At 59.3% G+C, this 19,562-nt stretch carries 14 protein-coding genes; 8 read left to right on the forward strand and 6 right to left on the reverse strand.

Annotated features, from left to right (window positions below; translation table 11 throughout):
• The coding region (locus GO988_RS19950; RefSeq protein WP_157568916.1) for a PKD domain-containing protein at window positions 1–1,765 on the forward strand (1,765 nt) is incomplete at its 5' end.
• A gap of 158 nt (window positions 1,766–1,923) precedes the next feature.
• Here the strand turns inward: GO988_RS19950 and GO988_RS19955 are convergent.
• Window positions 1,924–2,271 (reverse strand): HesB/IscA family protein, encoded by a 348-nt coding sequence (locus tag GO988_RS19955; RefSeq protein WP_157568918.1) that lies wholly within the window; start codon window positions 2,269–2,271, stop codon window positions 1,924–1,926.
• A gap of 138 nt (window positions 2,272–2,409) precedes the next feature.
• Here GO988_RS19955 and GO988_RS19960 point away from each other — a divergent pair, with 138 nt between their 5' ends.
• On the forward strand, window positions 2,410–2,946 hold the full coding sequence (locus GO988_RS19960) for a DUF7935 family protein (RefSeq protein ID WP_157568921.1): 537 nt from the start codon (window positions 2,410–2,412) through the stop codon (window positions 2,944–2,946).
• Window positions 2,947–2,991: 45 nt separating this feature from the next.
• Window positions 2,992–3,525, forward strand: a complete 534-nt coding sequence (locus GO988_RS19965) for a 5' nucleotidase, NT5C type (RefSeq protein WP_157568923.1) — start codon at window positions 2,992–2,994, stop codon at window positions 3,523–3,525.
• A gap of 142 nt (window positions 3,526–3,667) precedes the next feature.
• On the opposite strand, the gene bshA is transcribed toward GO988_RS19965, so the two are convergent.
• Complete coding sequence (gene bshA / locus GO988_RS19970; protein WP_157568925.1) at window positions 3,668–4,807, reverse strand: N-acetyl-alpha-D-glucosaminyl L-malate synthase BshA; 1,140 nt, start codon at window positions 4,805–4,807, stop codon at window positions 3,668–3,670.
• A 164-nt stretch (window positions 4,808–4,971) separates the two neighbouring features.
• Here bshA and GO988_RS19975 point away from each other — a divergent pair, with 164 nt between their 5' ends.
• From GO988_RS19975 to GO988_RS19990, 4 genes are all read left to right on the forward strand, one after another.
• Window positions 4,972–6,768 (forward strand): DUF885 domain-containing protein, encoded by a 1,797-nt coding sequence (locus GO988_RS19975; RefSeq protein ID WP_157568927.1) that lies wholly within the window; start codon window positions 4,972–4,974, stop codon window positions 6,766–6,768.
• A gap of 150 nt (window positions 6,769–6,918) precedes the next feature.
• Window positions 6,919–8,427 (forward strand): M28 family peptidase, encoded by a 1,509-nt coding sequence (locus GO988_RS19980; protein WP_157568929.1) that lies wholly within the window; start codon window positions 6,919–6,921, stop codon window positions 8,425–8,427.
• A 146-nt stretch (window positions 8,428–8,573) separates the two neighbouring features.
• Window positions 8,574–10,148 carry a serine hydrolase gene (locus tag GO988_RS19985; protein ID WP_157568931.1) on the forward strand — a complete coding sequence of 525 codons (1,575 nt, stop codon included), beginning with the start codon at window positions 8,574–8,576 and terminating at the stop codon, window positions 10,146–10,148.
• Between the two features lie 194 nt (window positions 10,149–10,342).
• Window positions 10,343–12,241 carry a M1 family metallopeptidase gene (locus GO988_RS19990; protein ID WP_232341617.1) on the forward strand — a complete coding sequence of 633 codons (1,899 nt, stop codon included), beginning with the start codon at window positions 10,343–10,345 and terminating at the stop codon, window positions 12,239–12,241.
• Between the two features lie 192 nt (window positions 12,242–12,433).
• Here the strand turns inward: GO988_RS19990 and GO988_RS19995 are convergent, their stop codons facing one another.
• The 4 genes from GO988_RS19995 to GO988_RS20010 form a co-directional block, all read right to left on the reverse strand.
• On the reverse strand, window positions 12,434–12,868 hold the full coding sequence (locus GO988_RS19995) for an organic hydroperoxide resistance protein (protein WP_157568933.1): 435 nt from the start codon (window positions 12,866–12,868) through the stop codon (window positions 12,434–12,436).
• Between the two features lie 33 nt (window positions 12,869–12,901).
• Window positions 12,902–13,354: a MarR family winged helix-turn-helix transcriptional regulator gene (locus GO988_RS20000; protein WP_157568935.1), complete on the reverse strand. Its 453-nt coding sequence runs from the start codon at window positions 13,352–13,354 to the stop codon at window positions 12,902–12,904.
• A gap of 129 nt (window positions 13,355–13,483) precedes the next feature.
• A complete protein-coding gene (locus GO988_RS20005; protein WP_157568937.1) occupies window positions 13,484–14,227 on the reverse strand; it encodes an outer membrane beta-barrel protein in 744 nt (247 codons plus the stop codon).
• A 58-nt stretch (window positions 14,228–14,285) separates the two neighbouring features.
• Window positions 14,286–17,258 carry a glycoside hydrolase family 3 N-terminal domain-containing protein gene (locus GO988_RS20010; protein ID WP_157568939.1) on the reverse strand — a complete coding sequence of 991 codons (2,973 nt, stop codon included), beginning with the start codon at window positions 17,256–17,258 and terminating at the stop codon, window positions 14,286–14,288.
• A 274-nt stretch (window positions 17,259–17,532) separates the two neighbouring features.
• Between GO988_RS20010 and mutL the strand changes: the two genes are divergently transcribed.
• A complete protein-coding gene (mutL, locus tag GO988_RS20015) occupies window positions 17,533–19,539 on the forward strand; it encodes a DNA mismatch repair endonuclease MutL (protein WP_157568940.1) in 2,007 nt (668 codons plus the stop codon).
• Window positions 19,540–19,562 lie beyond the last annotated feature (23 nt).

Raw genomic sequence — 19,562 nt, forward strand, 5'->3', positions numbered from 1 at the left:
GGTGGTCACCGACAACTTGGGCTTAGCCAGTGCGGCGGCTCAGGTGACGGTGACCGTGTCGCCAGCTGCTAACCAGGCGCCCGTAGCCAACGCGGGGGCCAACTTGACCCTCACGCTGCCTACCAGCAGCACGCCGCTCGCCGGCTCGGGCACGGACGCCGATGGTACTATCAGTACCTATACCTGGAGCCAGGTGAGTGGGCCGAGCACGGCCACGTTCAGCAGCAAAACGGTGGCTGCTCCCACTATCAGCCAATTAGTAGCGGGCAGCTACGTGTTCAGCTTAGTAGTGACCGACAACCTGGGCCTGGCCAGCGCGCCAGCCCAAGTAACTGTGACCGTGAATACTTGCCAACTGGCGACGCCCACAGTGGTTACTCCCCTCACTTATTGTGTGAACTCGTCAGCAAAAGCGCTTAGCACTAGTGTTACGCTAGCCAATGGAGCCACGCTCGTTATCTACACTGCCGCTACTGGGACTACTACAGTGCCAGCTACTTTCCAGCCCTCAACCTCGGTTATTGGCAGCACGACCTACTACGTGTCGCAGACTATGGGTAACTGCGAAAGCTCCCGGGTAGCTATCGTGGTGAACGTTATGGCTCCGCCAACCGCCCCGGTAGTTGTTCCGGCGGCTGGTATTAGTAGCAGCAATATGGCGGCTTGGGGAGATTCCTTCACGCACGCCGAATACGGGGTATATCCCCAAACGCTGGGGCAACTCAGCGGCTACTCGGTGTACGATGGAGGGATAGGTGGTGAAACTTCGGTGCAGATTCGAGACCGCATGCTGGCCGATACGCAGAAGCACAGCTGGCCCACCATCATCTGGGCCGGGCGCAACGACTCCGATAAGCCGGACCAGGTGAAGGCTAGCATCGCTGCCATGGTTGCGTCCCTACCCCACAAAAACTACTTGGTACTCGGCATCTGCAACGGGTCTGGGGAAGGAACGGGCACGTACGGCTACGCCGTAACTACTACCCTCAACAATGGCCTGGCAGCCATCTATGGCAACCACTTCATCGATATCAGGGCGTTCCTGGTTTCGCAGTACGACCCGACCAATGCGCAGGACGTAGCCGACCACGCCGCTGATATTCCGCCCACTTCCCTGCGCCAAGACTTCCTCCACCCCAACGTGGCAGGTTGCACCCTGATTGGCAATTACCTCTACGCCCACATCGACCAGTTGCTAAGTGCTAACTATTGCGCTGGTAGCCAAGCCGATTTGCCCAGCAACTGCGTAAAACCAGTTGCCGGCACCACGCTCCTTACCTACACCACGGCCACCGGTGGTACGCCGATGGCTGCCAATTTCCGGCCTTCAACTGCCACCGTAGGCAACACTACCTACTACTTGGCGCAGGCCGTGGGTAGCTGCGAAAGCCCACGCACTGCTTTCACAGTGAACGTAATGAACTGCAGCAGCAGCCTAGTTAGTACTTCTACTACGGCCTACGCTACCGCAAGCGTACTCGATGCCAAATCGGCGCTGCGGGCAGCTACGGTGCTAGAGGTGGCGCCCAACCCTACCTCGGAGCAAACAACGGTTAGCTTTAGCCTGGCCCAGGCCCAGCCCTACACCCTGGACCTCTACGATGCCACCGGGCGACTGGTGCAACACCTAGCGCAGGGCGACGCCGAAGCCGGCCTCTCATATCGCCACTCGGTAGATGCCAGTTCTTTAGGCGAGGGCCTGTACATCTTGCGGTTAGTAGCGGGCAACGCCAGCAAAACCACCCCGCTAATGGTGCGGAAGTAAGCTGCGTAGTTACCCGAATGAAGTATCCTAAAAAGGCCCAGCTATGCTGGGCCTTTTTTTGGTAGGGTCAGGCGATGCGAAGGGGGTAGGCCGCCAAACGAAAAAGCCCTAGCGGTGAAGCCAGGGCTTTTTCAAGATGTCGAATAAGTGGCTGTTGACTACGCCGAAAACGACGAGCCGCAGCCGCAGGTGCTTTTTGCCTGCGGGTTATTGAAGGTGAAGCCGCGGGCGTTGAGGCCATCCTGGAAGTCAACTTCCATGCCCAGCACATACATGGCGTGCTTCTTATCCATGATGAGCTGCACGCCATCGAGGTCGTAGATTTCATCCTGGTCCTTGGCTTTGTCGAAGCCCAGCAGGTAGCTCATGCCCGAGCAGCCGCCGCCCTGCACGCCAATGCGCAGGCCATAGTCGGCGGGCACATTCTTCTCCTGAATAATATTCTTTACTTCGACTAAAGCGCGGGCGGTGAGGCCGATAGGTGGAGCTAGAGTGGCGGTAGCCATAGCGGTGCTGATTTAGAATGAATGTAGATAAGACAAATATACATCGGCCAAGCATGCCAGCCGGTTATTTAAACAGCAGAGGCGGGGCTACGGTTCACGGTGTAAGTTTGTAGTCCTTATTGATTATTTAGTTCTTACATGGACAGTACCACCTATCTCTTCGACCTGCTCAAAACCATTTTGCCTGCCATTATTGTGGCCGGCGCCATTTTCCTACTCTTCCGCCAGTACCTAGAAAAAGAGCAGCAGCGCCGGCTCATCGAACTGCGCCTCGATGCTACCAAGACTACCCTACCCCTGCGCTTGCAGGCCTATGAGCGCGTGACGCTGTTTTTGGAGCGCATTTCGCCTAATAATATCTTAGTGCGGCTGGGCAGCGCCGGTCAAAGCGCAGCCGACTACCACCGCCTGTTGCAACAGGAAATTCGGGCCGAGTTTGAGCACAATTTTTCGCAGCAGCTCTACATTAGCCCCGAAGCTTGGGCCCACGTGAAGCAAGCCAAGGAGAACGTGCTCACGGCCGTTAATCGCGCATTTCATGGCCTGAGCAACCCTACCCAGCTGCGCGGCACCGAGCTAGCCAAACGCATCCTAGAAGGCCTAATGACCGATGCCGTTGACCCCACCGCCCAAGCCCTGGAGGTGGTGCGCAACGAAGCTTCCCGGTTATTTTAACCTGGCAGGCCCAACTCTGGTGGCAGTTAGTGGTTGGTATTTGTAATGATGACAAAGAAGCGAATAGCCGTAGACATGGATGAGGTAATGGCCGATTCCATCGCCCGGTTTCAAGAATGGTACGGGCGCGATTTTCAACTCGAATTAACCCTCGAAGCCCTGCACGGCAAAAGCGCCGCCGATGCGGTGGCGCCCGAGCACCAGCCCGCCCTGCGGGCCTACCCCAACGCGGTGGGTTTTTTTCGCGATTTGCCCGTTATCAAGGACAGCCAGCGGGTATTGCAGGAGTTAGCGCAGCGCTATGAGATTTTCATCGCTACCGCGGCCATGGAATTCCCTAATTCCTTTCTCGACAAGTACCAGTGGCTGCAGCGGCATTTTGCTTTTATTCCGTGGCCCAACTACGTGTTTTGTGGCGACAAAAGCATTATTAACGCCGATTACCTCATCGACGATAACGCCTACAATTTCGACAACTTCCGGGGCGAAGGGCTGCTATTTAATGCGCCGCACAATGCGCACGAAACCCGCTACCGCCGCGTGCACAGCTGGCAGGAAATAGCCGAGATTTTGCTGTAAACTGCCAGCATAAATAACTAAAGAGGCCGTCGTGCTGAGCTTGCCGAAGCATCCCTATTGCACCGTAGGAGTTACTACCCCTAGTGGCGCGAGCGAGATGCTTTGGTAAGCTTAGCACGACGGCCTTTATTCTGCCTGTTGCCTACCGCACCTGCAGCGCGGCTAGCTGCCCGGCGCGCTCGTAGCAAGCCTCGTAGAGCGGCACAATATTGCCCACGGCAAACTCCTCGGCGCGGGCGCGGGCGGCGGCTTTGAAGCGGGGTAGGTTCTCGTCGGCCAGCACGAAGAGCGCATTTTTGACCATGTCTTCCACGTCGCCAATGTCGCTAAGCATGCCAGTTACGTTGTGTACGTTCAGCTCGGGAATGCCGCCGGCGTTGGTGCTCACCACGGGCACTTCGCAGGCCATGGCTTCGAGGGCGGCGAGACCGAAGCTCTCATTTTCGGAAGGCATCAGGAACAGGTCGCCCACGCTGAGAACTTCCTCCACGGCTTCGAGCTTGCCCAGGAAGCGAATGTCGCGCTGGCAGTCGAGGTCGCGGGCCAGCTTTTCCATGCGCGAGCGGTCGGGCCCGTCGCCCACAAGCAGCAGTTTGGCCGGAATAACCTGACGCACACCGCAAAAAATGCGCAGCACGTCTTCGACGCGCTTCACGGAGCGGAAATTGCTGGTATGGATAAGCAACTTTTCACCTTCGGGCGCAATAGCAGCCCGGAAGTGGCTCTTTTCCTGTTTCTTAAAGCGATGTAGGTCGATGAAATTCGGAATGACTTCCACCTTACGCTCTACAGGGAAGTACTCGTAGGTTTCGCGCCGCAAATCGGCCGATACGGCCGTCACGCCGTCGCTCTCGTTGATGCTGAACGTAACCACCGGCTCGTAGCTGGCATCCTTACCCACGAGGGTAATGTCGGTGCCGTGCAGCGTGGTCACGACGGGCACCGTGATGCCCCGCGAGCGTAGAATCTGCTTGGCCAGGTACGCCGCCGAGGCGTGCGGAATGGCGTAGTGAACGTGCAGTACGTCAAGCTTTTCGTTCTGCACAATATCCACCATCTTGCTAGCCAGCGCCGACTCGTAGGGTGGAAATTGAAAGAGGGGGTAGGTGGGCACGTACACCTCGTGATAAAAGAGGTTTTCGTTGAAGAAATCGAGCCGCACCGGCTGGCTGTAGGTAATAAAGTGGACGCGATGGCCGCGTTGGGCCAGGGCTTTGCCCAGTTCGGTGGCCACCACGCCGGAGCCGCCAAAAGTGGGATAACAAACGATGCCGATGTTCATGCGAGGGGTAGGGGTAGGCGAGGGGCTAACCGGAATCTGCCGTGGATGTTGGCCGCAACCCTGCGCGCCGGGTCTGCGCCTTTACGTGCGCACGTACCAAAACAGCCACTAACCTACTGGCGTAGCCGCGTAGCTTTAGCCAAATATTTCTTGTTGATTTCCTAATGAAGCATTTTTTACTAGCAGGTTGCCTCGCGGCGGCGTGGGCGGTGCCGGCCGCGGCCCAGCCCACGCGGGCCAACGCGCCCCGCGCTGCCGCGGCCGCATCGTCGCCGCTGGCCGCGCTGTTTATCAATTACTGGGAGGAGCAGGCGCGGCTGTTTCCCTTGCAAGCCACTGCGCAGGGCGACAACCGCTACAACGACCAACTGCCCAATGACCAGACCCAGGCGTTTCGGCAGCAGCTTCAGACTATGTACCAGCGGTACCAAACGCAGCTGCGAAAAATTGACCGCACCAAGCTCAACGCCAACGACCAAACCAGTTTCGACATCTTCGATTACGACCTGGCAATGAGCCTAGCCGAACTGCAGCAGCCACATTGGATGATGCCTTTCAACCAAGTCAGTGGCCTGCCCAGTTCGCTAGGGCAGCTAGGGGCGGGCACGGGCGCGCAGCCGTTCAAAACCACCCAGGACTACCGCAACTGGCTGGGCCGCGCCCACGCCTTTCCGGTGTGGGCCGATTCAGCCATCAGTAACTTTCGCCGCGGCATGAAGGCGGGGATAGTACTGCCCAAAGCACTGGTGGTGAAGATGATTCCGCAGCTGCAATCGTTCGTAGTCACAAACCCTACGGCCAACCTGTTTTATGGGCCGGTGGCGAAGTTCCCAGCGGGTGTGCCAGCGGCCGAGCAGCCACAATTGGTGGCGGCCTACCGCCAAGCTATTCAGCAAGACCTGGTGCCGAGCTACCAGAAGCTGGCGCAGTTTCTGGAAACCGAATACCTGCCTCAAGCCCGCGCCAGCAGCGGCATTGGAGCGGTGCCCGGCGGGGCAGCCATGTACGTTTACAGGGTAAAAAGAGCCACGACGACCGATAAAACGCCGGCTGAAATCTACCAGACGGGTCTAAGCGAAGTGCAGCGCATCCGCACCGCGATGGAGCAGGTGAAGCAGCAGGTGGGCTTTCAGGGCGACCTTGATGCGTTCTTCGTCTACATGCGCATCGACCCCAAGTTCCGGCCCTTCAAAACGCCCGAGGAAGTGCTGGCCGTGTACCGCGGCGTGCTGACGCGCATTTCGCCCAACCTGCCCAAGCTGTTTGGCAAGACCCCCAAAGCGGGGTTTGAAGTGCGCGAAGTCGATAAATTTCTTGAAGCGTCGGCGTCGGCTAGCTACAGCCGGGCGGCCCCCGACGGCTCGCGGCCGGGCATTTTCAACGTGCCCATTCCCGATGCCACGCAGTACAATGTGACGCGGGGCATGGATGCCCTTTTTCTGCACGAGGCCATTCCGGGCCACCACTACCAGATTGCCTTGCAGCAGGAAAATACGAGCTTGCCCAAGTTTCGGCAGCTAGGAGGGTATAGCGCCTACACCGAGGGCTGGGGCCTCTACGCCGAATCGCTAGGCAAGGAGCTGGGCGTTTATACCGACCCCTACCAACAAATAGGCGCGCTCAATACCGAGATTCACCGGGCCATTCGCCTGGTAGTTGATGTGGGCCTGCACACCGGCAAGCTCACCCGCGAAGAGGCTATCCAGTACATGATGGCCAACGAGCCCATTGATACCCAACGGGCCACCGCCGAAATAGAGCGCTACATGGCCTGGCCCGGCCAGGCGCTGGCCTACAAAACGGGCCAGCTCAAAATTCAGGAGCTGCGCACCAAGTACGAAAAGCAGTTAGGGTCGAAGTTCGACTTGCGGGCCTTCCACGACCAGCTGCTGGCAGGTGGGGCCATGCCCCTGGCCGTGCTGGAGAAAACAATGGACGCTTGGGCCGCCCGGCAAAAGTGATTTTAGCCAATAAATACAACTGTCAAGACCGTTAGCTGAGCCCCGCAAAGCATCTTGCGAGGGGGTAGTAAAATAATCGTTTAACGAGGCGAGCGAGATGCTTCGCGGGGCTCAGCAGGACGGTCTATCTAAATAAATTTTTTAACACTCATGAAACACAAATTCCTCTTCCTGGCAGCTTTGGCGCTGGCGGCGCCCCTAGTGGGCCAGGCCCAGCAAAAAACCAAAGTCAAGGTGAAGCCAGCTACGGCCGCCAGCTCTTCCACCAACGCCGAAAGTGCCATTAAGGAAGCTGATATTAAACGCGACCTGTTTGCGCTGGCCGGCGACCACTTTCGGGGCCGCGAGGGCGGCACGCTCGACGAGCTAAAAGCCTCGGTATGGCTGGCCGACCAGATTCGGGCCACCGGCATGTTGCCGGCCGGCGATGATGGTACCTACTTCCAGTGGTTTCATCTGCAGCGCACCCGCCTCACGAAGGCTAGCACGCTGCGTATTGGCTCCCACGAAATCAAACTGAACCAAGACGGCGCGGTGACGGCGCCCACCAACGCCAGCGTGAACGCCCCGCTGGTGTACGTAGGCACCGGCTCACCCGCCGAGCTTGCCAAAGTCGACGTGAAAGGAAAGGCCGTAGCCGTGCAGATTGCCGGCGCTCCTACCGACGGTATTAGCTACCGACGCTACGTGTTTGGCAAGTTTGCCGGGCAGGCTGGCGAGCTGACCAAGGCCGGTGCGGTGGCCGTAGTGTTTGTGTCAGATGCGCCTTCCCAGGCCCTCTACGACCATTGGAGCCACGTGTATGAGCGCGGGCGCTATAGCCTGCCCGGTGTGGCCAGCACCAGAGTAGTGAGCACGCCGCCCGTGATGTGGCTACCAGCCAGCGCGGCCAGCTGGGTGCAGCAGCCCGGCCAGCAGCTTATCGCCAATCTGCAGGTGGAAAGCTTCCAGTACCCGTCGGTCAACATCGTGGCCAAGATGCCGGGCACCGATGCGCAGCTGAAAAACGAGTACGTCCTCTTCAGCACCCACCAGGACCACGACGGCGTGCGGGCGCCCATTGCCGGCGATTCTATCTATAACGGGGCCGACGATAATGCCACTGGCTGCGCGGCGCTGCTCGCCATTATGCGGGCCTTTAAGCAGCAGCCGGCTCGCCGCTCGGCGCTCTTCGTGTACCAGGGTTCGGAAGAGCGCGGGCTGATTGGTTCTACCTACTTCTCGGCTCACCCTACCGTGCCGCAATCCAGCATTGTGGCGGTTTTAAATGCTGAAATGATGGGCCGCAACGCCCCCGACAGCGCGGCGCTGCTAGGCTCGACTCCGCCCCACATGAACTCGTCGGACCTCGTTAAAATGGCCCTAGCAGCCAACCAGGCCGGCCCCAAATTCAAGCTCGATACCGAGTGGGACAAGCCGACTCACCCCGAGGGCTGGTACTTCCGCTCCGACCACCTGCCGTATGCGCGGCTAGGCATCCCGGCCATCATGTACACCTCGCTGCTGCATGTGGACTACCATACCCCGCGCGACGAGCCCCAGCGCATCGACTACAATAAGCTCCTGCACATGACCCAGTGGGTGTACCTCACCGGCTGGGCCGTAGCCAACCGTACTGCGCCGCCCGCCCGCGAGCCCGGCTTCAAGCTGGAACGGTAGGGTAGGAGCTACACGCAAAAGCGTCTTTAAACCAGGTATATCTACTTGGTTTAAAGACGCTTTTGCGTGTGGTGTTAGGGCGTAGGCTTTATTTGTGGCTGGGGATGAATAATTTATTCTCGTGCACTACTCTATCAGCACAGTTGATGAAAACACGACTTTCTACCCTGTTACTTTTAATTGCGCTGTGGCATCCGGCCGCCCAGGCCCAAACCGCCCCGCCCGTAACCGCGCCCCTTAACGTGGCCGCCATCGATGCCATCGTGGCCCGCACCCTCAAAGCCTTCGATGTGCCTGGCATTGCTGTAGCGGTGGTAAAGGATGGGCAAGTAGTAGTGTCCAAGGGCTACGGGGTGCGCTCGCTGGCCACCAAAGCGCCGGTCGATGCTAACACGCTATTCGGCATTGGCTCGAATACCAAAGCCTTTACCACGGCCGCGCTGGGCTTGCTGGTGGACGAAGGCAAGCTGCGCTGGGACGACAAGGTGACGGACTACATTCCCGAGTTCAAGATGTACGACCCGTACGCGACGGCCGAGTTCACGGTGCGCGACCTGCTGTGCCACCGCAGCGGCCTGGGTCTAGGTGCCGGTGATTTGATGCGATATCCGGATTCGACGGATTTTACTGTTAAAGACATTGTTCACAACCTGCGCTATTTCAAGCCAGTAACATCATTTCGCAGCCAGTTTGCTTATGATAATTGCCTCTATATTGTGGCGGGCGAGGTGATAGCGCGGGTGGCCGGCCAGCCTTGTGAGGCCTTTGTGGAAGCCCGGCTGCTCAAGCCGCTGGGTATGAGCCGCAGTGCCACCGGCTTTGCCCGCCTACCCGACCCTACCAACGTAATTGATGCGCATGCACCGGTCGAAGGCAAGGTGCAAGTAGTCCGGCGCGACTTAGGTACGCTGAGTGCTGCTGCCGGCAACATCTACAGCAGCGCGGCTGACTTAAGTAAATGGGTCCTGATGCTGCTTGGTGGTCCCGGTGCTCCGGCCCCGCTGCTGAAGCCAGCCACCCAGCAGGAACTCTGGACGCCGCAGACTATTCGGCCCGTCAGCCCCGCGCCCACGCCGTACAACACCCACTTCGCCGCCTACGGGCTGGGCTGGAGTCTGCGCGACGCGCGGGGTTACAAAGAAGTGTCGCACAGTGGCGCCAAAGTTGGCATGGTCACGAAAATAACGCTGCTGCCCGAACTGCACCTGGGCGTCATTGTACTCACCAACCAGGAAAATGTGGCAGCCTTCACGGCCGTTACTAATTTTATCGAAGACTATTACCTGGGCGTGAGCGGCCTCGACCGGGTGCAAGAGCAGGTCGACCTCCTGAAGTCGCGCAACACCGGCGCCGATAAAACCACTGCCGCCGTGTGGCAGCAAGTGGCCGCCGCTCAAAAAGTCGCCCTTAAGCACCCCAATTACGGGAGCTACGTGGGTCACTATCAAGATGTTTGGCTGGGCGATGTGGCCGTGTATACGCAAGGCGCGCAGCTGTGGCTACGCGCTAAGCGTGCCCCACGCCTGGTGGGCCAGCTGCTGCCCTACCGCGGCAGTACCTACGTGGTGCGCTGGAAGGCCCGTAGTATAAATGCCGACGCCTTTGCCGCCTTCACCCTCGACGAGCAGGGTAGGGCGGCTAGTATCAAAATGAAGCCGATTTCGCCCCTCACCGATTTCAGCTACGATTTTCAGGACCTGGACTTGCAGCGGGTGGAGTAGGGAGCAGGCCGGCGGCATTGTCCAGGTAGCTTAAGCGGCAGGTTGGCCTAACATGGTCGGGCTAGCCTGCCGTTTGCGCTATTTTTGTGCGCCGGCTTGCAGCGTTGCGTCGGTTTTTTCGTTAGTAGCAAGCGCGGGCCAGATTTGCTGAAAACCGGGCCTGACGCTTCACGAAGGCTACATAAGTAATTGTTTTGCTGAAAAGAAAATCTGCGGCCAGCCACTGGCTGCTGCTGGCCCTGCTGCTGACGGGCTTGGCTGGCTTTGCCCAAGCGCCCGCTTCCCTACCCATGCCCCGCAACCTGCGGGCTACTTACGACCAGGGCACCCGCTCGCCTACCGGCCAGCCCGGCCCCAAGTATTGGCAAAACACCGCCGACTACACCATTAAGGTCAATTTTGACCCCGCCACGCGGCTGCTGGCCGGTACCGTTCACATTGCTTACCAGAACAACAGCCCCGATTCGCTGCGCCAACTCTGGTTTAAGCTCTACCCCAACCTGTACCAAAAAGGCGCGCCGCGCTCGGGCAAGTTTGCGGCCGAAGACCTGAGCGACGGCGTCAAAATCGAGCAGTTAACCATCAACGGCCAGGCTATCGACGCCAGCCAATTGCAAATCGACAACACCAACATGGTGGTACCGTTGCGCCGCGCCATTGGCGCCAAGCAAACGGCGCAAATTGCCGTTACCTACTCGTACATCCTCAATAAAGGCTCGCACCAGCGCACCGGCGAGGTAGCACCGGGCGCCGATTTTGTGGCTTATTTCTTCCCACGTATCGCCGTGTACGACGATATCGATGGCTGGAACCGCATTGCCTATACCGGCGGCCCCGAGTTTTACAACGACTTCTGCCACTTCGCGGCCGACATCACGGTGCCGCGCAATTTCCTGGTTTGGGCCACCGGCGACCTCACCAATGCCGAGAAGGTGCTCACCAGAAAATACCTGACGCGCCTGCGCACCGCTGAGAAAAAGGATGGTATTACGAGCATTATCGACAGCGCCGAGGCGCGCCTGCACGATGCCACCGCGCCCAACGCCTACAATACCTGGCACTTCGACGCCCGCGACGTCACCGACTTTGTATTTGCCACCGCCGACCATTACGTGTGGGAATCGACGAGCCTCGTGGTAGACCCCGCCACCAAGCGCCGTACCCGCGTCGATGCCGTGTACAGCCCCAAGCACGACGATTTTGAAGAAGTGGCGCAGTTCGGCCGCAAAACGGTAGAGGCCATGAGCTACACCTTCCCCAAGTGGCCCTACCCCTACAACCACGAAACGGTGTTCGACGGCCTCGACCAGATGGAGTACCCCATGATGGTGAACGACAACCCTACCCCCACCCGCGAGGCCGGCATCGAACTCACTGACCACGAAATATTTCACACGATGTTTCCATTTTATATGGGCATCAACGAAACGAAATACGGCTGGATGGACGAGGGCTGGGCCACCATCGGCGAGTGGATTATTTCGCCCCTCATCCAGCCCGGCATCGTGGACGACTACGGCATGGTGCCCTACGCCCGCGCCGCCGACACCGAAGACGACCTACCCATCGTGACGCTTACGACGCAGCAAACTGGCGCGCCTTTTTTTCTTAATTCCTATCCCAAGCCGGGGCTGGGCTACTTGTACGTCAAGGACTTGCTAGGTGACGAGCTGTTTACTAAAGCCCTGCACACCTACATCCGCACCTGGCACGGCAAGCACCCGATGCCCTACGACTTCTTCTACTCGATGAACGCCGGGGCGGGCCAAAACCTGAACTGGTTTTGGCAGCGCTGGTTTTTTGAGGGCGGCTACCCCGACCTGGCCATCACGAGCGTGACGCGCCCCGCCGATGGCCCCGCCGCCATCGTAGTCACGGCCAAGGGCAGCAAGCCCGTGCCCGTAGACCTGACGGTGACATTTGAGAACGGCGATACTGAGAAAATCCACCGCACCATTGCCGTGTGGGAAGCCGGCGCCCACACCGTAACCGTGCCCGTAGCTGGCCGCAAAGCCATCCGGAGCGTGACGCTTGGCAGCCTTTACGTGCCCGATAGCTACCCCGCCGATAATACCTGGACGGCCTCGCAATAAAACGGGGGGTAAGGGGCTGGTGGGGCAACCGCAAAGGGCATATTCAGATAATCAAAAAGAACGTCATGCTGAGCTTGTCGAAGCATCTTGCTCGCGCCGCTAGGGGTAGTAACCTAACGATGCGAGCGAGATGCTTCGACAAGCTCAGCATGACGTTCTTTTGGGTTTATATGACCCTCTAATGCCTCTCAACTAGGCGTTGGTCGTCGTGGTGAGGTTCACCTCAATGTTGCCTTTAGTAGCGCGCGAGTAAGGGCAGATGCCGTGGGCGGCAGCTACCAACTCCTCGGCTTGCTTTTGCTCGAGGCCGGGCAGGTTCACGTGCAGGTCGGCCGAGATGCCGTAGCCACCATCCTCAGCCTGGCCAAAGCCAATGAGAGCTTCTACGGTTACTTTTTCCAGCCGCAGCTTAGCCTGGCGGGCAGCCACGCCCAGCGCGCCTTCGAAGCAAGCGGCGTAGCCCGCAGCAAATAGTTGCTCGGGGTTGGTAGCGCCAGCTTTGCCGGGGCCGCCCATCTCTTTAGGCGTGCTCAGGGTGAGGTCGAGCGCGTCGTTGGTGGTGGTAATATGGCCATCGCGGCCACCTTGTACTTTGGCCTGGGCCGTAAATACCTTCTGAATTTTCATGGGGGGTAGTAAAAAAAGAAAAAGCTGAGCTGCTTAAGTCAGCTGGGTAAGCATATGGTGGAGTTGGGCGCGTAATGTGTCCAGTTCGGGCGGCGTGAGGTTCATCTTAGCCAGTATCTGGTTTGGAATGTCGCAAGCCTGCGATTCCAGCGCCCGCCCGGCCGGCCGCAGCGCGATGATGACCGAGCGCTCGTCGCGCGGGTCGCGGCTACGACTAAGCCACTGCTTCTGCTCCATGCGCTTGAGCAAGGGCGTCAGCGTGCCCGAATCGAGCAGTAGCTGTTTACCTAGCTCCTTCACTGTCAGCTGCTCATGCTCCCACAGTAGTAAAAACACGAGATACTGCGGGTACGTGAGGCCCAGCACCTGCAAGTAGGGCTGGTAGGCTTTGGTGAGTTGCCGCGACACGGCATAGAACGGAAAGCATAACTGGTTTTCCAGCTTCAGCAGGTCGTTCGGAGCGGCGGGGGTAGGAGTGGTTGCCATGGCGTTCGGATGGTAAACGGCTACTAGTTGTGCAATGTTTGATTGTGCACAATCATTTTTGTGAAATTACTTACAACACCTTGCTAATGATGAAGTAAGATTACTTAGTGCCGCGAGTAGAACAGCGAGTTATAAATTGAAAAAGTACGTGCCCGTCAACTGCGCCACCCGGTTATAAGCAGCATCAGCGCCAAAATTATGGATACGGTCAGCTACCTCATCCCCGCTTGTTTGGTGCAAATTGCGGAGCCCCAGTCCGTAGCCTACCTGCACCTGCACCGGGCCCTGGCGGTAGCCAATACCAAAGTTTATCCCCGCATCGAGGCGGCGGTTGTTGGTGTCGGTGCCATAGTTAATTTGGTCATCAATGGCTTGCGTATGTGGTCCCAAAATTCCACTAGAATTAAATAGCGCCGAGCCCTTCGCGCGGCCGCCTACCCCCAGCGCTACATACGGGCCTGCAAAAAGCTGCAAGCCGTGGTCGCCGTGCATCGTATACACTAGGTTCAGCGGCAGTTCCAGCCAATTGTAGCGGTTGGTGCTGGTTTGGTCGGCTAAGGAAGGGAAACCCGAGTCGCGGGAGGCAATAACCGTGTGAAACTTCTCGCCTTTTTGGGAGAATACGAGCGCGGGTTGCAGGGCCCATTTCCCAAAAGCAACTTCGGCGGCTACCCCCGCCTGCCAACCGTAGATAGCCGCCTTGTCGGCCGAAATACTGAAGAAAGTCTCGCTGGTATTGCTCGCGGCTGCCAGCGTTGTAGCTGCCCGGTTGGCGCCGCCCCGCAAGCCCAACCGAAACGTGGTTTGAGCCGTGGCCGTGGCAGCACTCAGCAACAGGGCAGCCAATAGGAGGGGGGTAGCAAGTTGGGGCATCTGGCAGTAGATTAATTTCTACTAAGAGAACTGCCTGCCGCCAAAGGGTTGCAACCCGCTAGCCTTTGGGGCTTTTCGCTTCCATCGCTTTGTAAATCACCTCCTGAATACGGGTGCGAATGTTGTACGTGCGCAGCTTGATATTGCCCGCGTCGGGGTACACCCGGTTGGAGAGGAAAACGTACAGAATCTGATTGTCCGGGTCGAGCCACACGCAGGTGCCCGTAAAGCCCGTGTGGCCAAAAGTGCTGGCCGGCGCCAAGCGGCTGGTGGGGCCTTCGGGTTTGCTGGGGTCGCCGCGGTCCCAGCCCAGGCCGCGCTTATTACCCGCCGCCTGCGGGCGCGAAAATTCCGATACCACCGGCGTTTGGAAGTACGTGATGCCGCCGTAGCGCCCATTTTGCAGGTTCATTTGCATGAGCACGGCCAAATCGTTGGCCGTGGCAAATAGGCCCGCGTGGCCGCCTACCCCCCCTACCAAGGCCGCGGTTTGGTCGTGCACGGTACCTTGCAGCTGCTCGCGCCGGTAGTAAGTGTCGTTTTCGGTGGGCGCGATGCAGCTTTTAGGAAAGCGCGTGAGCGGGTTGTACGTCATGCTGCCCAAACCCAGCGGCTTATAAAATTCTCGCGGCAAAAACTCGGTCAAGGGCTGGCCTAGTAGCTTCTCGCTCAAGTGCTTCATCACAATGAAGCTGAGGTCGGAATACTCCACCGGGTACTTGCCCCGTACTTTGGGCAGCAACTGCGAGCGGAGCGTCCAGGCCCACACCGAGTCGTCGGCGGCCTTGATGGAGTACTCGCCGGGCGCTACCTCATTCGGAAAATCGTCGGAACGCTGGCTCGAATAATACGCCGGCTTCAGGGTGCCGTCGCGCACGGTGCGCTCCCAAGTCGGAATACCTGGTTTGAGGCCCGCCTGGTGCAGCAGCACGTCGCGCACGGTCATTTCGCGCTTATTGGTGCGCTGCATCTCGGGCAGGTAGGTGCTTACTTTCTCGTCGAGATTGAGCCGGCCCTGGTCCTTTAAGTACATGATAGCCTGCAAGGTGCCAGCCACTTTCGTAACCGACGCCAGGTCGTACAAGGTGCTATTCGTCACGGGCTGCGACTGGTCGTAGGTGCCGTAGCCGTAGCTCTGGTCAAACACGACGGTGCCGTTTTTGGCGATGAGCACCTGGCACCCGGGGGTAGCGGCCGTCACAATACTTTCGAGGGCAATGTGGTCGATTTGCGACATAACCCGGGAGTCCAGGCCTTCGCGCTCGGGGGCAGCGTAGCGCAGGCGGCGCAGGCTGGGGGTAGCCAAACCAGTGCCGGCTTTCAGCGTTTCCGACACCGTGACGGGCAACTTGCCGCGGGCGGGCAGCGCCCCAAATAGCACCTGCGGCACTACTAATTGGGCGGCGTAGTGGTCCTCGTAGCCGCACACCAGCGTGCGGGCGCCCTCCAAATACTTCAGGCCGTAGGCATTGCCCATGGCCACAACCACCGCTTTGCGCTTGGGGTCGGCCTCCAGGTTTTTCAGGAATTTGAGTGCCCCATCGCCCAGGCCGTAGCTGTGGCCGGGCGTATTGTTCATTTGGTGTAGGCTCACTACCACCACATTAGCATCGCCGAGCCGCGCCTGAATGCGGTTAAACGTCGAGTCGGGCGCGTAGCGGTCGGGTACGGCGTACACCGGGCCAGGCTGGTATTTATTAAAAATAGTAGCGTAAGGCCCCTCGGCCTGGGTGCCAATGGTGATGGCCGCGATGCGCAGCGTATCGAGCCGCTGGAAGGGCAGAAGCTTGTCGTCGTTTTTAACGACCGTCACGGCGTGCTCAAAAATGGTTTGCGCCAGCACCCGCGACTCGGGCAGGTTGAGGCTGTCGCGCACCGTGAGGGCATTAGCCGGCCGGTAGCGGTTCAAACCTGCCCAGTACTTAGCGCGCAGAATTTTCTTTACTCGCGCATCCAGGTCGGCTTGGTTGAGGTGGCCTGCTACCACGGCTTCCTTGATGCGCGTGAGGGCAGCAGGCACATCTTCCGAAAACAGCAATACGTCGTTGCCCGCCGCCAGGGCCATAGCATCCAACTCACCCGATTTGTAGAGCTTGCTCACGCTGCGCATGTTCAGCGCATCGGTGAAAATCAGGCCCTTAAAACCCATTTTTTCTTGCAGCAAGCCCGTTACCAGGGCCTTCGACAGGGTAGTAGTTTTAGCGTTCGTGGTGTCGAAGAGCGGCATGTACAGGTGGGCCACCATCACGCCCAACACCCCAGCCTCAAATGACTTTTGGAAGGGCACTAAGTCTACTTTTTCGAGCCGCGCCAGGTCGGTATTAATAACCGGCAGGGCCACGTGCGAGTCGGTGTCCGTATCGCCGTGGCCCGGAAAGTGCTTAGCCACCGCAATCACCCGCTGGTCTTGCAACCCCTTGACGTACTGCACACCCAATGCCGCCACGCGGTTCTGGTCCTCGCCAAACGAGCGGTTGCCAATCACTGGGTTGCCGGGGTTGGAATTCACATCGACTACCGGCGCAAAGTTGATGTGCACGCCCAGCGCCCGCAGCTTGCGGGCCAAGTCGCGGCCCATCTGGTACACGATTTTATCGTCGTCCATGGCGCCCAGCGTCATTTGCTTGGCAAAGTGCATAGTCGAGTCGAGACGCATATCGAGGCCCCACTCCGCATCCGTTGCGATGAGCAGCGGCACCTTGGCCGCGGCTTGCAAGCGATTGGTCATCAAGACCTGGCGCTTGGGGCCGCCCTGCAAAAACATGACGCCGCCGATGCCTTGGTTGCGCACGAGCCGCTCGATGCGGTCGGCGTGTGCCTTTTCGCGATTCGAGTAGGCCGCCACCATAAAAAACTGGCCCAGGCGCTGGTCGGGCGTGAGCGAATTGAACACGCTATCCACCCACTGCGTTTCGGCAGGGCTACTGCCCAGCGGGTCGGGTAGGGCCTGGCGGGGTTCCGAAAAACCTAGCAGCAACCCGGCGACCCCCAGCAGCAACCCCAGAAACAGAAACCGGAAATCGACGCGCATCAGCCCAGGGCAGGAGGTTTTGAAGTGTAGAAAGGGTAGCCCCGCCGGCCTACTTTTGCTGGTGGATGGAGCCGGAACCCCCGGCCAGCCTTGGCGGTTCCTTACGTACAAAGAACCCCTTGGCGGCCGAAAGTAACCCGGGCGGCTTGCCCAAATTGGTCGCAAAGGTAGGCACCAAGCTCGCAGCAGTAGATGAAAAACGTCTGTTTTGCTGGCTGATGACTCTTTTTGTAAAGCCAGCAACCGGTGCCGCCTCTGGCTTGCCCCTTATTTTATGCCTGACATTATCCAGCTCCTGCCCGAATACCTCGCCAACCAAATTGCCGCGGGCGAGGTGGTGCAGCGCCCCGCGTCGGTGGTAAAGGAGTTGCTCGAAAACGCCGTGGACGCGGGGGCAACTAGTATTCAACTAATTGTAAAAGAAGCGGGTAAACAGCTCGTGCAGGTGGTAGACAATGGCCTGGGCATGTCGCCCACCGATGCCCGGATGAGCCTCGAACGCCATGCTACCAGCAAAATACGCTCGACCGAAGACCTGTTTCGTATTCGTACCCTGGGCTTTCGGGGCGAAGCACTGGCTAGCATCGCAGCCGTGGCGCAAGTCGAAATTCGCACCAAGCAGCGCGGCCAGGAAACCGGGTCGCTGCTGCTGGTGGAGGGCTCGCAGGTAACCAGCCAGGTGCCCACCGCTTGCCCCGACGGCACCAGCATTGCGGTCAAGAACCTGTTTTTCAACGTGCCCGCCCGGCGCAATTTCCTGAAAAGCAACGCCGTCGAAATGCGCCACATTTTGGACGAGTTTCAGCACGTGGCGCTGGCCAACCCGCAGATTGCCTTCTCCTTATACCAGAACGACCTCGAAGTATTTGGCCTGCCCGCCGGCAAGTTGAGCCAGCGCATTGTGGCGCTACTGGGCAACAACTACAAGGAGCAACTGGCGGGCTGTGAAGAGGTAACGGCCTTTCTCACGGTGAAGGGCTACATCGGCAAGCCCGAGTCGGCGAAAAAGAGTCGGGGCGACCAGTTTTTTTTCGTCAACAACCGCTTTATTCGTTCGGCCTACCTCAACCATGCCGTGTTGGCCGCCTACGAAGGCCTGCTGCCCCGCGATACCCACCCGTTTTACGTGCTGTTTTTGGAGTTGGACCCCAAAACCATCGACATCAACGTGCACCCCACTAAGACGGAAATAAAATTTGAGGACGAAAAAACGGTGTATGCCGTGGTGCGGGCCGCCGTGCGGCAGGCGCTGGGCCTGCACAGCCTTACCCCCTCGCTCGACTTTGAGGGTGACGTGAATTTTGCGCCCATTCGCCCGTTGCGTACCTCCGCTGGCACCGGAGCGAGCACCGAGCTGCCTACCCCCCTGCGCCACGTCGAGTTCAATCCTGATGCGCTGGCTGCCTCGGTTTCGGCCGCGGCGGCGCGGCAGGCCAACCGGGGCAGTGGCGGTAGCGAGCGCCAAGCGCCGGCCCGCCCCACCGAGCAAGCGCGCCGCGACCTGGAAGCTTTTTACCGCGAGCTCGGCCAGCCCGTGCGCCCAGCCGGTGAGGAGCTAGCCCCTACCCCCCCGGTAGTGGCCACCCCGGTGTTGCCCGAACTACCCTTTGTACACGCTGCGCCGCCCGAGCCTGTGGGCCGGCCCGCACCTCTGCCAACGGGTACGGCGGCTGGGCTGCTGCCCACGCCCACCGTGGGCCACTCGTCGCCGCGGGCTACGCAAGTGCTGGCGCGCTACGTACTGCTGCCCGTGAAGTCGGGGCTGATGCTCATTGACCAGGAAGCGGCCCGCGAACGGATTCTGTATGAGCAGTATGTAGCTGGGCAAACGCAGGGCGCGGGTCACTCGCAGGCGCTGCTCTTTCCGCGGCCAATCACGTTTTCGCCCGCCGACTACGCCGTGCTGCAAGAGCTGACGCAACCGCTGCACTTGCTTGGCTTTCGCTTCGCCGAGTTTGGGCCGCTAACTATTGCCGTGGAAGCAGTGCCGGCCGACTTACCGGCCCAGGGCGAAAAGGAGCTTTTTGAAGGGCTCATCGAGCAGTTCCGCAGTGGCGCTTCGTCGTTGCGGCTCGACCGCCGCGAGGCGCTGGCCCGTGCCCTGGCCCGCCGCGTGGCGCAAGCCACCAGCCTGGCCCGCCTGCCCGAAGTCGAGCTAAACGCTTTGGTGGATAAGTTGTTTGCTTGCCAGGTGCCCAACTACACGCCCGACGGCCGCCCTACCGTGGTGCTCCTCGATGGCGAACAATTGGCCGCTTTCTTCCGCAAGGCCGGCGCATAGGCCGCGCGCCCCGAACTTTGCAC

The organism is Hymenobacter ginkgonis, assembly GCF_009755225.1.
Taxonomy (GTDB): Bacteria; Bacteroidota; Bacteroidia; order Cytophagales; family Hymenobacteraceae; genus Hymenobacter; species Hymenobacter ginkgonis.